This is a genomic window from Pseudomonas sp. R1-43-08 (assembly GCF_003852255.1).
Lineage (GTDB): Bacteria > Pseudomonadota > Gammaproteobacteria > Pseudomonadales > Pseudomonadaceae > Aquipseudomonas.
This window is the reverse complement of record NZ_CP027734.1, coordinates 1,970,515-1,983,798: the sequence shown is the minus strand read 5'-3', so window position 1 is coordinate 1,983,798 and position 13,284 is coordinate 1,970,515. Positions and strand designations below refer to the sequence as shown.

General features: G+C 62.5%; 11 protein-coding genes. 6 read left to right on the top strand and 5 right to left on the bottom strand.

Annotation, left to right across the window (positions count from 1 at the left end; all coding sequences use genetic code 11):
* Window positions 1-8 precede the first annotated feature (8 nt).
* From C4J87_RS09160 to C4J87_RS09140, 5 genes are read left to right on the top strand one after another with little or no spacing between them, the layout of a single operon-like run.
* Window positions 9-1,226: a glycosyltransferase family 4 protein gene (locus C4J87_RS09160; RefSeq protein WP_124366512.1), complete on the top strand. Its 1,218-nt coding sequence runs from the start codon at window positions 9-11 to the stop codon at window positions 1,224-1,226.
* Window positions 1,217-2,320, top strand: a complete 1,104-nt coding sequence (locus tag C4J87_RS09155; RefSeq protein ID WP_124366511.1) for a glycosyltransferase family 1 protein — start codon at window positions 1,217-1,219, stop codon at window positions 2,318-2,320. The genes C4J87_RS09160 and C4J87_RS09155 overlap by 10 nt, the downstream gene beginning before the upstream one ends.
* The gene (locus C4J87_RS09150) at window positions 2,317-3,750 is read left to right on the top strand and encodes an O-antigen ligase (protein WP_124366510.1); all 1,434 of its coding nucleotides are present in this window, start codon (window positions 2,317-2,319) and stop codon (window positions 3,748-3,750) included. Before C4J87_RS09155 ends, C4J87_RS09150 begins: the two co-directional genes overlap by 4 nt.
* On the top strand, window positions 3,750-5,159 hold the full coding sequence (gene murJ, locus C4J87_RS09145; protein WP_124366509.1) for a murein biosynthesis integral membrane protein MurJ: 1,410 nt from the start codon (window positions 3,750-3,752) through the stop codon (window positions 5,157-5,159). The genes C4J87_RS09150 and murJ overlap by 1 nt, the downstream gene beginning before the upstream one ends.
* A 22-nt stretch (window positions 5,160-5,181) precedes the next feature.
* Window positions 5,182-6,225 carry an acyltransferase family protein gene (locus tag C4J87_RS09140; RefSeq protein WP_124366508.1) on the top strand — a complete coding sequence of 348 codons (1,044 nt, stop codon included), beginning with the start codon at window positions 5,182-5,184 and terminating at the stop codon, window positions 6,223-6,225.
* Window positions 6,226-6,372: 147 nt separating this feature from the next.
* On the opposite strand, the gene C4J87_RS09135 is transcribed toward C4J87_RS09140, so the two are convergent.
* The 4 genes from C4J87_RS09135 to C4J87_RS09120 all read right to left on the bottom strand — a co-directional run bounded on the left by C4J87_RS09135 (window position 6,373) and on the right by C4J87_RS09120 (window position 10,706).
* Complete coding sequence (locus C4J87_RS09135) at window positions 6,373-6,945, bottom strand: DUF4174 domain-containing protein (protein ID WP_124366507.1); 573 nt, start codon at window positions 6,943-6,945, stop codon at window positions 6,373-6,375.
* Between the two features lie 151 nt (window positions 6,946-7,096).
* On the bottom strand, window positions 7,097-7,729 hold the full coding sequence (locus C4J87_RS09130; RefSeq protein ID WP_124366506.1) for a glutathione S-transferase N-terminal domain-containing protein: 633 nt from the start codon (window positions 7,727-7,729) through the stop codon (window positions 7,097-7,099).
* 48 nt (window positions 7,730-7,777) lie between these two features.
* Window positions 7,778-10,135: a DNA polymerase II gene (locus tag C4J87_RS09125; protein ID WP_124366505.1), complete on the bottom strand. Its 2,358-nt coding sequence runs from the start codon at window positions 10,133-10,135 to the stop codon at window positions 7,778-7,780.
* A gap of 103 nt (window positions 10,136-10,238) precedes the next feature.
* Window positions 10,239-10,706: an SRPBCC family protein gene (locus C4J87_RS09120; protein WP_124366504.1), complete on the bottom strand. Its 468-nt coding sequence runs from the start codon at window positions 10,704-10,706 to the stop codon at window positions 10,239-10,241.
* Between the two features lie 99 nt (window positions 10,707-10,805).
* On the opposite strand from C4J87_RS09120, the gene C4J87_RS09115 reads away from it, so the two are divergent.
* Complete coding sequence (locus C4J87_RS09115) at window positions 10,806-11,207, top strand: GFA family protein (protein WP_124366503.1); 402 nt, start codon at window positions 10,806-10,808, stop codon at window positions 11,205-11,207.
* A 1-nt stretch (window position 11,208) separates the two neighbouring features.
* On the opposite strand, the gene mrdA is transcribed toward C4J87_RS09115, so the two are convergent.
* On the bottom strand, window positions 11,209-13,101 hold the full coding sequence (mrdA, locus tag C4J87_RS09110) for a penicillin-binding protein 2 (protein WP_124362069.1): 1,893 nt from the start codon (window positions 13,099-13,101) through the stop codon (window positions 11,209-11,211).
* Window positions 13,102-13,284 lie beyond the last annotated feature (183 nt).

The following is a 13,284-nucleotide window of genomic DNA, read 5'->3' as shown; positions in this document are numbered from 1 at the left end:
AGCCCGCCATGCGCATTTTATGGATCCTGCCTTATTCGCCCTGGCCTGCCACCAGCGGCGGCAAGACGCGCCAGTTCCACCTTCTGCGCAGTCTGGCGGCGCGTGGGCACCGGATCACGTTGCTTTTGCATGACAAGCACCCGGTGTCGCTGAGCGATCGCCACGTGCTGGAAGGCTTTCTCGAGCAGTTGATCATCCTGCCGCGTCGGCCACTGCGCAGCCTGAAAACCCTGCTGGCCGGGCTGTTTGCGCCCTACCCGCTGCTGGCCAGCGTGAATGGCCTGTCGGGGCAATTGGAGGACCGGTTCAACCAACTGCTCAACGAGCATTGGGACGTGGTGCAGATTGAGCACAGCTATACCTTCCAACCTTACGAAGATGCCCTGGCGCGCAAATCCCAACCCTTCGTGTTGACTGAACATAACGTTGAGTCGGCGCTCGGCGCGGCGACGTACGACCGTTTGCCGCGTTGGGCGCTGCCGTTCATTCGCTATGACCAATGGCGCTACACGCGCTGGGAGCGTCGCGTGATGCGCCAGGCCAGCCAAGTGGTGGCCGTCACCGACAGCGATGCGCAGGTGCTGGAAAAAATCGCCGGCAGACCGGTGCCGGTGGTGGTCAACGGCGTTGACTGCGATCACTTCGCCGGCGCCCGCCCCGACCCCTCGACCCGCCGCGTGCTGTTCCTCGGCAACTATGAATACGCCCCCAATGTGGATGCCATCGAATGGGCCCTGGATGAAATCCTGCCGAAAGTCTGGGAGCGCTGCCCCGACGCGCGCATGAGCGTGTGCGGCTTCGGCATGCCCGACGGTTGGCGCGAACGCTGGCCGGACCCGCGCATCGAGTGGCAGGGCTTTGTGCCAAACCTGTTGAACCTGCAATCGAGCTGTTCAGTGTTTCTGGCGCCGTTGCGCCATGGCGGCGGTTCCAAGCTCAAAGTGCTCGAAGCGTTGGCCGCCGGCCTGCCGCTGGCCAGTACCGAACAGGGCGTGTCGGGCCTGGACCTGGTCGAGGGCCTGGATTATCTGGGCGGGCAAACTGCCGTCGGCCTGGCTGACGCCGTGGTGCGCCTGCTGCACGCTCCCGAAGCCGCCGCGCCCATGGGTGAAGCCGGCCGCGCCTATGCGCGGCGAGCCCATGACTGGAGCGTTGCCGCCAGCCAACTGGAGCAGGTGTACGCCACCCTTTCGCCGCTCAATCAAAAGGAGCCCGCATGCGTGTAGGCCTGGATTACCGCACCGTCGGCACCTCACCGCAATCGGGCATCAGCCGCCAGGTGTATGCGCTGGAAAGCGCCCTGCGCAGCCTGCCGGACATCGAACTGGAGCGATTTACCGTCGCGCCCCTGGGCGATCAAACCCGGTTGCAGGCGCACTGCCCGGCCTGGGGCTGCGCGAAAACGGCGATGCACCAGCCACAGAATCGCCTGCGCTTCGAAGCCGGTTTTTTACCCCGCGCCCTGCGCGAACAGCACATCGATCTGTACATCAGCACCTTCAATATGGGCCTGCCGTTACCGCCCAAGCCTGAAGGGTTGCGCACCGTGGTGCTGCTGCACGACCTGTTTCAGATCACCCTGGACAACTACCACGCCAGCCGCCTGAAGGCGCTGGTGTACAAAACCACCGATCGCCTGTCGATTGCCTACGCGGTGCGCAGCGCCGACCGGGTGTGGACGCCCTCCCAGTACAGTGCCGACGAAACCGTGCGGTTATTTCCTCAGGCGGCGGGCAAGGTTCGCGTCCTGCCCAATCAGGTGGAGGGCTTCAATGAACCACCGGCGGACCTGTCCGCGCGCCAATTGCCCACAGGCTTCTGGCTGCTGGTCGGCACCCGTGAACTGCGCAAGAACGTGCCGTTCCTGGTGGATGCCTGGCAACGGGCGCGGCGCGACTCCCCCAGCGTGCCGGAACTGGTCCTGGTGGGCAGCCTTGAGCACTTGCCCGAAGCCCAGCGCCAACTGCCGGGGATTCATGCGTTGAGTGGCGTCTCCGACGCCGAGTTGCAGGCGCTGTACCGCCAGGCGTCACGCGTGTGGCAACCGTCCTACGCTGAAGGTTTTGGTTTGCCGGTGATTGAAGCGCTGAGCGTCGGCACCCCCGTCGCCGTGGCCAGCGGCACCTCGCTGGACGAAATCACCCCGCCATCGGCGCCGCGCTTTTCACCCACCGATGGCCCCGCGTTGGTCCAGTTGATGCTGAACCTGGGTGAGCGCGCCGATGAAGCCACGCCCGAACACCACCGCCGATGGGCCGAACGCTTTAACCAACACGCCTATCGCCGGCGCCTGGCCGAACTGATCGAGGAACTGAAATGAGACTCTCCCTGGCAAGCCTCGTCGCGATCCTCTTCGGCGTGCTGTTCGGTGTGGTCGCGCTGGCGCTGTCACCGGCCAAGGCGTTTCTCGCCGTGATCGGCCTGGCGGCGGCCGTGACCATCCTGCGCTTTCCCTTCTGGGGCTTGCTGCTGTTCGCCCTGGTCGCGACCTTCATGCCCTACTCCACGCTTAATCTGGGCATCCGCAGTACGGTGAGCGAAGCCATTCTTGCGCTGACCTGGGGCGCGGTGCTGTGGCACGGCTTTCTGTCGCGCCTGCCGGACGCGCCGCGCCTGGCGCTTCGCCCCACCGACCAGATGCTGCTGTGGCTGATGCTGTTCAGCGTGTTCCCGTTTATCGTCGGCCAGGTCAGCATCCACGCCGAAAGCAGCGGCGTGGCCAACTGGCTGCGTTGGTTGCTGAACCTCTCGGGAGTATTTCTCACGGCCAAGCTGCTGGTGGACTACAAACACCGCGAAAGCCTGGTGATCGCCCTGCTGCTGGGCACCCTGGCGATGCTGGTGATGTCGATTGCGGTGTTCGTGCGCACACGCTCCGGGGCGGGGATTGCGCCGATCCTGGCGCTGCTCAACTACGGCAACTTCGACACATTGAAATTCGGCCTGGAAGCCATGTCGTCACGCATGGGCTCGCCGTGGATGCACCCGAATGCCATTGGCGGAATCATGGCGCTGCTGCTGCCTTTGGCGTTCTGCTACGGCATGACCGAACAAGGTTGGAAACGCGCACTGGGCCTGAGCGTGGCGTGCCTGGGTGCGGCGGCATTGCTGTTGGCCAGCAGCCGCGGGGCGATGGTCAGCCTGGCGCTGGTGCTGATGTGGCTGGCCACGCGGCGCGTGCCTTACACCGGACGTTTACTGATGATCGGCGCGGCGTTGACTGTGGCGTTGGTGATGGCTTATCCGCCGCTGCAGGAGCGGCTGGCGACCATCTTCTCGTCGAGCAACGCCAGTACCGAAGTGCGTTTCGACGAATACCGCATGTTCCCGCAGGCCGTGGCGGCGTACCCGTTCGGCATCGGTTTCAAGGTCGACCCGCCGGTACCGGGCACGCACTTGCTGGGGATCTCCAACCTGTGGCTGAACTTCATCTACAAGACCGGCGTTGTCGGCATGCTGTTGTTTATTGCAGTCACTGTGCGCTGGTGGCGTGAAGCCCGGCCGGAAAAGGGCCCGATCCGCCTGACCAAGGACAACGCGCTGTGGCTGGGCAGCACCGCCGGGATTCTGTCGGCGTTGGTCAGCGGTTTGTTTGACCACTACTTCAGCTTTGCCGTGGTGATGGTCGCGCTGTTCTGGCTGATGGTGGGGATTAACGTACTGGAGGCGCGGCGCTTGTTCCCGGCGCGCCTGCCCCAGGTCAAGGCGTTGGCGTTTCGCAAGCCGATGCTTGATGGCGCGCAGCCCTGATGCTGGGTTCTGCCGTATGGCTGACCGTGGCGACCCTGCTGGGCCTGTGCCTGGGGTTTGCGCGCGAGTGGTTGCTGGTGGCGGCCTGGGGCGCGGGGGAGCGCAGTGATGCGTTCCTGATCGCGCTGTTCCTGCCCGAGGCGCTGCGCATGTCGCTGGCCGGCGGCGTGTTGAGCGCCGCCGCGTTGCCGCTGTATCTGCAAAGAAAGGACAGCGAACGCCTGGACTGGCTGGCCGTATTGTTCCCGGCGTTGCTGGTGATTGCGCTGGTCACCAGCCTGCTGCTGATGCTATTGGCACCGTGGCTGGTGCAACTGCTCGGCCCGGGGTTGGCGGCCAGCGCCACGGCCCTGGCCGGCAGCAATCTGCAGATCGTGGCGTGGTGCGTGCCGGGCCTGCTGCTGCATGCGCTGTTCAGTGTGCCCTTGCAGGCCAGCGAGCGCTTTGTGCTGGCGGGGTTGGGCTCGCTGCTGTTCAACCTGCCGCCGGTGGCGTACCTCGCCATGGCAGGCACCGCCAGCCAGCCGCACAGCCTCGCGCTGGCGTGCCTGGTCGGCAGTGGCTTGATGCCGCTGGCGCTGCTGCCGTCACTCTGGCGTCTGGGCTGGCGACCCTGGCGCGTGCGCCTGTCGTTCGCGCCTTTGCGGGAGTTGGGCCAACGTATCGGCCCCTTGTTACTCAGCAATGGTGCCAGCCAAGGCCTGGCGTTGATCGAGCGCCTGGTGGCATCGCTGCTGGGGGAAGGCGCGGTGACCTGGGTCAACCTCGCGCGCAAGCTGATGAACCTGCCTTTGATTGCGCTGATGAGCCTCAATCAAGTGCTGCTGGGCATGATGAGCCGGCGCCAGGGCGATGAACGCCTGGCCCTGCTCAAGCGCGGCCTGGAAACCGCCAGCGTGCTGACCTTGCCCGCCGGCGTCGGCCTGGTGGCGGCGGCGCCGAGCCTGGTCGCGCTGCTGCTGCCCAGCCAGTCGGCGGACTCGCCGCTGCCGCTGTTGCTCGCCTGGTTTGCCGTGCCGCTGGTATTCGGTGCCTGGAACGCCCTGCTCGCGCGCTACGCCTACGCCGCCGGCGACACGCGCCAGCCGCTGCGCTGCGAACTGCTCGGCAGCCTGGTCAATGTGCTGCTGCTGGGCGTACTGCCGTTTGCGTTTGGCCTGGCCGGCATTCCACTGGCGGCGCTGGCGGGGGTGATCTGCACCGCGCTGCTGCTGATGCAGCGCCAGGCGTTGCTCGGCGCCCTGCCCTGGGCCCGGCAATGGCTGCTCAGTACGGTGCTGATGGGGCTGGCGGCGCTGGTGTTGTTTCGGATCGAAGACGTGTGGCTGCAAGTGGGGCTGAGCACCCTGGCAGGCGCCGTGGTGTTGCTGGGTATGGGGCTGTGGCTGACGCCGTGGCGCAAGGCGTGAATGATCGTTCGGGAAGACTCACATGAAGCATCGTTGGATTCAAATGGATATCGCCAAAGGCGTCGGTATCCTGATTATCGTGTACGGCCACAGTTGGTTTGTCGCCAACTCGCTGGATTTGCTGTACCCGATCCTGGCGTCGTTCGTGCTGCCGTTGTTCTTCTTTTTGTCCGGGGTGTTCTTCAAGCCCGAGCAACCATTCGTGGAGATGGCGGTGCGCAAGGCCGATGGCCTGCTCAAGCCGTTCTTCTTCACCATGCTGGTCTATGTGATCGTGCGCGATGTGCTGCGCGGGCAACCGTTGCTGGGGGATATCGGCGGCGTGCTGTATGCCTCCGTGGACACCATCCCGTGGCAGGCGTTGTGGTTCTTGCCGCACTTCTGGGTGGCAATCCTGTTCAGTTGGTTGATGCTGCGGCTGATTCAGCGCCTGAAGCTGCCGTTGCTGGCCGCTTGCCTGCTGATCGGCGCGCAACTGTTGCTCGGCATCTGGATGTTGAAATGGTTCTGGCAAGTGCCGGTCACCCTCGGCGAACAAACATGGGCGTTGCCCGGCCTGCCCTTCAGCCTCGACGTGACCCTGATCAGCAGTACCTATTTCATCTACGGCTATCTGCTGCGTGATTGGCTGCGCCGGCATGAAGGCTCGCTGCTGACCCTGCTGATTTCGCTGGTGCTGTTCGCCGCTGTGTTCCTCTACAGCCACGACACCATGGACCTGGCGCAGCGTCGCTACGACCACTGGTTGTGGACCAGCCTGCTGGCGGTGATCGGTGTGTACCTGTGCTGGGCGCTGGCGCGGGTGTTGATGGTGTCGCCCCTGCTGACGCGGGCGATGACCTACATCGGCCAATCCACCTTGATCCTGTTGATCTTCCACGGCGAGATCCAGCACAAGACCTTCGACCTGATGGAGCGCCTGGGTTTGCATCCGTTCATGGCCGCGTGCGTGGGTTTCGTGGTGGCGGTGGTGGTGCCGTTGCTGATCGGGGAAGTGATCAAGCGGGTGGCATTCCTGCGGTTTTTCTACTTTCCGTTTCCGGTGCGTAAAGCGCCAAAGCCTTGATTGCGCGTCTAGCTGACGTGCAGCGGCTAGCCCTGATGTAGGAGCGAGCTTGCTCGCGAAAAACTCAGGGCCACCACGTTTATCCAGAATGAGCGCGGTGCCTGGGCGTTTTTCGCGAGCAAGCTCGCTCCTACAGGGCTATGAATTTCAATCGTCGAGGGGTTGCGGCGCCGGCTTGCTGCCGGGTTTGACCGGTTTGGCGCCCTTGGCCGGTGCAGGTGCAACGGGCGCGGGTTCCGGCGCGGCCGCCGCTTCTTTCTCGGCCATCGGCATCTGGTCGATGGCACTGAAGAACTCTTTGAGATCGAGGCTATCGGGCGGCACGGTCTTCTCGAGTTTCTTCTCGCCATCCTTGCCGATCAGGATCACCTTCGTGCCGCTGCCGACACCGAGCTTGAGGGCGCGGATCAGTGCATTGGTTTCAGGCGGGGTGAGCTTTTTGCTGTCCTTGGGATCCTTGGCGAACTTCTCGCCCTCGGCGCCGATGCTGCCGAACTTCACGGTGTAGAACACCATGCTGCGCTCTTCGAAGGACTGCTTGGTGGCAGGCTCTTCCAGTTGTTTCCTGAGCGTGGCCAACGTCGGGTTACCCGCATCGAGTTCCACCACCACCAGAGGGCGGGTTTTGCCCATCTCCAGCTTGAGCGGATTATCATCAGCAGCCAACAACGGCCCCGTAAAAGCCATCAAGGTAGCCAGGGTCAGCGACCGGATGAGCATGCGCACCTCCTTTGAATTCCATGCAGGGTTCTTGAGTTTCATGTCTGCGACAGTCAAATTCAAGGATGATTCCTACGCCACATTGAGAAGCGTAGGTCAGGATGCCCGCGCCGCAAGGGATTGGCGGGCGGCGGGGCATTGTTTCTTCTGATTACGAGACCTGCCACTGCGGCCAATGCCGGGCGAACACGGGCGCCACGACCGGGTCCGCATCCACGCGCTCCAGGGCGTGGGCAAAGCCCGGCGCCAGGCTGCGGAGTACCTCGCGTCCTTCGTCCCAGCGCGACACCGCCGCCGCCATGATGCCCAGTGCATTGGGTACGTCGTCGGGCGTAAACAACTGGTCGGCAAACTGATCGGCGAACACCACCCAGGCCTGATGCAGATAACGCCGCGTGCCGGTGGTCAGCTGCGTTTGCAGGCTTTCACCGGCGTCGCCCAGCCAGCGTTGCGGATAGTCGATGATGCCGATGGCCGAATAGCAATTGGCCGCGATGTACAGCAGGCCGCGCAGGATCTGCGCGCGGTTGCCGGCCAGCAGGTTCGCGTCGGGAAACTCCAGGCCCAGGTGGATCAGGATGGCGGCGCTTTCGGTCAGCACCTGGCCATCGGGGGTGACCAGGGTGGGGATCTGTTTGAGCGGGTTGATGCGCGCGAGGGCTTCGCTGCCCTCGCCTTCATGCCAGGAGCTGGCATCCACGCGATGCCACGGCACGCCACAGCGCTGCAGCGCAATCTCGATCATGCAGGAGCCGGACTCGTCGGTGCCATAGAGTGTGTACATGGGCGTTCCTCCTAAGCTTCAGGTGTAACGGGGATTGTGGCCGATTGCCTAGAACAGGCCCATCTGCCCGCCCACCAGGGTGGCGAAATCATCGTTCACGAACGGCAGGATGGCGTCAGCCACGGGCTGCAATTGGCGCGTCACATAATGATCGTAGTCGATAGGCGCTTGCTGCACTTCCAACGGCTGCGGGCCATTGACGCTGATCACATAGCGGATCCAGCCGCCGCGCTGGTACTGGCGCGGGCGCCCGAGGCGGTCGTTGTATTCGTCGGCCAGGCGTGCGGCGCGCACATGGGGCGGGACGTTGCGTTCGTAGTCATGCAAGGGTCGGCGCAAGCGCTTGCGGTAGATCAACAGCTCGTCGAGTTCGCCGCTCAAGGTACGGCGCACATACTCGCGTACATAATCCTGATGGGGCTGGCGATGGAAGATGCGCCGGTAGAGTTCCTGCTGGAATTGCCGGGCCAAAGGCGACCAGTCACTGCGCACGGTTTCCAGGCCCTTGTAGACCATCTCTTCGCTGCCATCGGCGCGCACCACCAGGCCGGCGTAGCGCTTCTTGCTGCCCTCCTCCGCGCCGCGAATGGTCGGCATCAGGAAGCGGCTGAAATGGGTTTCGTATTGCAGCTCCAGGGCGCTTTGCAAGCCGTATTCCGTGTGCAGATGGCCGCGCCACCAGTCGTTGACGTGCTGCACCAGCGCCTGGCCGATGCGGCTGGCATCCTCCAGGGAGTGGGCGCCGCCGAGCCAGACGAAGGTGGAGTCGGTGTCGCCGTAGATCACTTCATAACCCTGGGCCTCCACCAGCTCGCGGGTCTGGCGCATGATCTGATGCCCGCGCATTGTGATCGAGGACGCCAGCCGGGTATCGAAGAACCGGCAACCGCTGGAACCGAGCACGCCGTAGAAGGCGTTCATGATGATCTTCAGGGCTTGGGACAGCGGTGCATTGTGTTCGCGCTTGGCCACTTCGCGGCCTTCGGACACCCGTGTGACGATGGACGGCAGGCAATGCCGGGTGCGGGAGAAACGCGCACCGCGAAAGCCTTCCACCGAGTCGCTGTCGTCGGGATGCTTGAGGCCTTCGATCAAGCCCACCGGGTCGATCAGAAAACTGCGAATGATCGACGGGTACAGGCTCTTGTAGTCCAGCACCAGCACCGACTCATACAGACCTGGGCGCGAGTCCATGACAAACCCGCCGGGGCTGGCCTGGGGCGGCTTGTCGCCGAGGTTCGGCGCGACAAAGCCCTGGCGGTGCATCAACGGCATGTAGAGGTGGGTGAACGCCGCGACGGAACCACCATTGCGGTCGGCAGGCAGCCCGGTGACGCTGGCGCGCTCGAGCAGGAACTTGAGCAGCTCGGTCTTCTCGAAAATCCGCGTGACCAACTCGCAGTCCTTGAGGTTGTAGCGCGCCAGGGCGGGCTTGTCCTCGGCGAACATGCGGTTGATTTCGTCCATGCGCTGGTACGGCGTGGAGATGTCCTTGCCTTCACCCAGCAGGGTTTGCGCGACATTTTCCAGGCTGGACGACTCGAAACTCCACGTAGCTGAACGCAGGGCTTCGATGCCGTCGATGATCAACCGGCCCGCTGCCGCAGCGAAGTAATGATTGCGGCTGCCATGCTCGCGCCAGGCCATGGCTTCACCGCCCCGCCCCAGCAGCAGCGGCACATTCAGGCGCTGGGCATGTTCGTGGAGCACGCGCAGGTCGAACTGCACCACATTCCAACCGATGATCGCATCCGGATCGTGGGTGGCCAGCCATTGGTTGAGGCGTTCGAGCAGTTGGGCGCGGGTGTCGCAATAGTCGAGCTTGAAGTCCACCGCGCAGGCTTTGTTGGGCGGACCGAGCATGTACACCTGGCGCTCGCCACACCCTTCGAGCGCGATGGAATAAAGATCGCCCTGGGCGGTGGTTTCAATATCGAGGGATACCAGTTTCAGGGTCGGTCGGTAATCGGCAGCGGGCTTCATCTGCGCATCAAGCAACGTGCCGCTGGCATCCGGCGTGCCGCCGAACCACACAGGCGCGGTGATGAATCGCTCCATCATGTAGCGCTCGGGCGGGCGTACATCACCTTCGTAGACGTCCACACCGGCGGCGCGCAGGCGCTTTTCAATATCCATTATCTGGCGGTGCTGCCGGGCGTAGAGACCCAGGACCGGCCGATGATGGAAATCGCACAACTGCAACTCACGCAATTCGATATCGCGCTCGCCTTTGAGCAGCCAGTCCAGCGGCTTGCGATAGGCCTCGGGAATGAACACTACCGAGGTCTGCACGGGGAGACGAATGCACCGAGGCCCTTGGTCGGTCGCCAGCCAGAAACTGACCTCCGTCCCCGCCGGGGTGTCGCGCCAATGCCGGGTCAGGACAAAACCCTGCTGTAAATCCACCGTACCGCACCTCAGGAATCGCTTTCAGGGCGTGATTCTACTCGGCATCCGGGCAAACGCGGCAGGTTAACTGTGATCTCATAAACGTGGGTGCCCGTTCGCGTCAGGCTCGCCGCGCCTTGTCCAGATAGTTTTCGATATTGCCCATTTGCTCGTCCCAGCCACGGGAGTTCATCTTGAACGCTTTCAGGCGCCTGGCCTGGGGCACCTTGTCGAAACCGGACTCGACCACCCGCAACAGAATGCCCGGCGCGCGATCCTCGATGGTGAACTCCACCAGCGTCGGGGTTTCCTGGTCATAGTCGACGTCTTTCTCTACCGCGAAGGGATGCCACCAGAAGGAAAACAGGGTTTGCGGCAGAATGCGTTCGATTCTGGCCTTCCACACGACATGTTCGTAGCCTGGGTAGGTGATCGGCGCTTCGATGGTTTCGCCGGCAACAAAGGTTTTTCCCTTGAGGGCAATACCGAACCACTCGCCAAATTGTTCGGCGTTCGTAAGCGCTTCCCAGACTTGTTTACGCGATGCGTTGAGCAGGACTTTCCGTTCGATGCGATCTAATACGTGCATAAGTCACCTCCTCCATTGAACACTAGGCGACATCGACCAATGCGCAACCTTTGGTTATGCGCAATGATGATGACCCCATCCTTGACCTGGCCTTAAGTTATGACTGAACCGTTGAATGGAAGTTGCTTGTGTAAAGGTGTGGGCTATCAGGTGGAGCGATTGGACATGCCCATCAGTCACTGCCATTGCGGCAGCTGTCGCAAGGCGCATGCGGCAGCCTTTGTCGCCACGGCTGGGGTGATGCGCGAGCACTTTCGCTGGACGCACGGTGAAGAATTGCTGTCGTCGTTTGAGTCATCGCCAGGCAAACGGCGTCATTTCTGTTCGCGCTGTGGCTCGCATTTGATCGCCGAGCGCGCGCACCAGCCCCACGTCATCGTGCGGGTGGCGACGCTGGACGATGATCCGGGCGCCAGGCCCACCGCGCATATCTGGACAGCCCATGATGTGCCCTGGCTCGCTTATGACGACATAGAGCGCTGGGGCGAATGGCAGGTGTGATTTAAACGTGCGGATCGCCGGGCGCTTTGGCCGGCGTCGCATATTGCGGCTTCAGGTGACCCTCCTGGTCGAGCAGCCAGGCATCCATGATCTGTCGCACCACCGGGCCTGCTACACGGCCACCGGCCTCACCGTTTTCAATCATCACTGAAATCACGATCTTGGGGTGTTCGGCTGGCGCAAAGCCGACAAACAAGGCGTTGTCGCGGTGACGCTCCAGGGTCTTGTTGCGGTTGTAGCGCTCCCCCTGCTTGATCGCCACCACCTGCGCGGTACCGCTCTTGCCGGCGATGCGATATTGGGCACCCTGCGCTGCGGCCCGAGCGATACCGCGCGGGTCATGCATTACCAATTGCATGCCGTGGTTGACCTGTTCCCAATCACGCGGATCCTTGAGCACTACGTTGGGCATCGGATTCTCATCCACCGGAGGCACGCCGTTGATGGTCTTGGCCAGGTGCGGGCGGTTCCATACACCCTTATTGGCGATCAGCGCAGTGGCTTGGGCCAGTTGCAGCGGCGTGACTTGCATATAACCCTGGCCGATACCCAAGATCACGGTTTCGCCCGGGAACCAGGGCTGGCGACGTGTCGCGCGCTTCCAGGCCTGGGAAGGCATCAGGCCGGCGGACTCTTCGAACATGTCCAGGGACACCTTCTGACCCAGGCCGAATTCGGCCAGGTAATCATGCAGCCGATCGATGCCGAGCTTGTGGGCCAGGTCATAGAAGTAGGTGTCATTGGAACGCATGATGGCGGCGTCCATGTCTACCCAGCCGTCGCCACTGTGGTTCCAGTTGCGGTATTTGTGATCGAAGTCCGGCAACTGGTAGTAACCGGGATCAAACACGCGGGTTTGCGGGGTGACAACGCCGCTGTCGAGCCCTGCGATGGCCACTTCAGGCTTGATGGTTGAACCGGGCGCATACAGCCCGCGCAGCACGCGGTTGAACAGCGGGCGATCAATGGAATCATGCAGCGCGGCATATTCCTTGAAGCTGATACCGGTGACGAACAGGTTCGGGTCGAAACTCGGCTTGCTGACCATGGCCAGCACTTCACCGGTTTGCGGGTCCAGGGCAACCACCGAGCCACGGCGGTCACCCAGGGCTTCTTCGGCGGCTTCCTGGAGCTTGACGTCGAGGCTCAAGACAATGTTTTTGCCGGGGATAGGGTCCGTGTGCTTGAGCACGCGCAATACCCGTCCTTGGGCGTTGGTTTCGACTTCTTCATAACCCACGTGACCATGCAGTTCAGACTCATAGAAGCGTTCGATACCGGTTTTGCCAATAGACTGGGTGCCGCGGTATTCCACCGAATCGAGGGCCTTGGACTCTTTCTCGTTGATTCGTCCGACATAGCCGATGGAGTGGGCGAAGTGCGCGCCCAGTGGGTAGTGGCGTACGAATTGGGGCTCAACATCCACACCCGGTAGGCGGAACTCGTTGACGGCCAGAACGGCAATCTGCTCTTCGGTCAGCTCGTAGAACAGCGTGACAGGGACGAACGGATGGCGGGCCTGCTTGAGCGCTTTGTCGAACACGGCACGATCTTCGGCGGGCAGGTGCAACAGACTGACGATCGCGTCCAACTCACCCTTGAGGTCGGTGGTGCGTTCGCGGGTTATGGTCAGGTTGTAGCTGGGTCGGTTGTCAGCCAGGACCACACCGTTGCGGTCATAGATCAAGCCGCGCGTAGGGGTGATGGGCAGCACGTGAACGCGATTGTTTTCAGAAATGGTGGCGTGATAGTCGTATTGCACGACCTGCAGGAAGTACATGCGCCCCACCAGGGCGCAGGTGATGCCAATCACCAGGAGTGCACAGGCGAGCAAACGTTTGTTGACCAGACGGTGTTCTTTTTCGTGGTCCTTGATGGGTATCGGTTCAGGCATTGCTACAGCATCTCGTTGAAAGAGGTCGACGCCGCGTCCTGCGGATAAGGGCCAATCCTTGTGAAAATGTGCTGCACCATACCAAAAATGCAGAAACACTTTGCATCGATTTCCCTTAACGGCGGGTTATTTCATCATTGAGAAAGTGAGGCCAGAGTGGCGAATGCGCTGTGAAGGTGCGCA

What these genes read in the sequence shown, in the direction of transcription:
- C4J87_RS09130 (WP_124366506.1), bottom strand. Translation starts at nt 7,729, where the DNA reads ATGTACACACTCTATGGCACCGACGAGTCCGGCTCCTGCATGATCGAG.
- murJ (WP_124366509.1), top strand. Translation starts at nt 3,750, where the DNA reads ATGCTGGGTTCTGCCGTATGGCTGACCGTGGCGACCCTGCTGGGCCTG.
- C4J87_RS09115 (WP_124366503.1), top strand. Translation starts at nt 10,806, where the DNA reads ATGACTGAACCGTTGAATGGAAGTTGCTTGTGTAAAGGTGTGGGCTAT.
- C4J87_RS09160 (WP_124366512.1), top strand. Translation starts at nt 9, where the DNA reads ATGCGCATTTTATGGATCCTGCCTTATTCGCCCTGGCCTGCCACCAGC.
- C4J87_RS09155 (WP_124366511.1), top strand. Translation starts at nt 1,217, where the DNA reads ATGCGTGTAGGCCTGGATTACCGCACCGTCGGCACCTCACCGCAATCG.
- mrdA (WP_124362069.1), bottom strand. Translation starts at nt 13,101, where the DNA reads ATGCCTGAACCGATACCCATCAAGGACCACGAAAAAGAACACCGTCTG.
- C4J87_RS09140 (WP_124366508.1), top strand. Translation starts at nt 5,182, where the DNA reads ATGAAGCATCGTTGGATTCAAATGGATATCGCCAAAGGCGTCGGTATC.
- C4J87_RS09120 (WP_124366504.1), bottom strand. Translation starts at nt 10,706, where the DNA reads ATGCACGTATTAGATCGCATCGAACGGAAAGTCCTGCTCAACGCATCG.
- C4J87_RS09135 (WP_124366507.1), bottom strand. Translation starts at nt 6,945, where the DNA reads ATGCTCATCCGGTCGCTGACCCTGGCTACCTTGATGGCTTTTACGGGG.
- C4J87_RS09150 (WP_124366510.1), top strand. Translation starts at nt 2,317, where the DNA reads ATGAGACTCTCCCTGGCAAGCCTCGTCGCGATCCTCTTCGGCGTGCTG.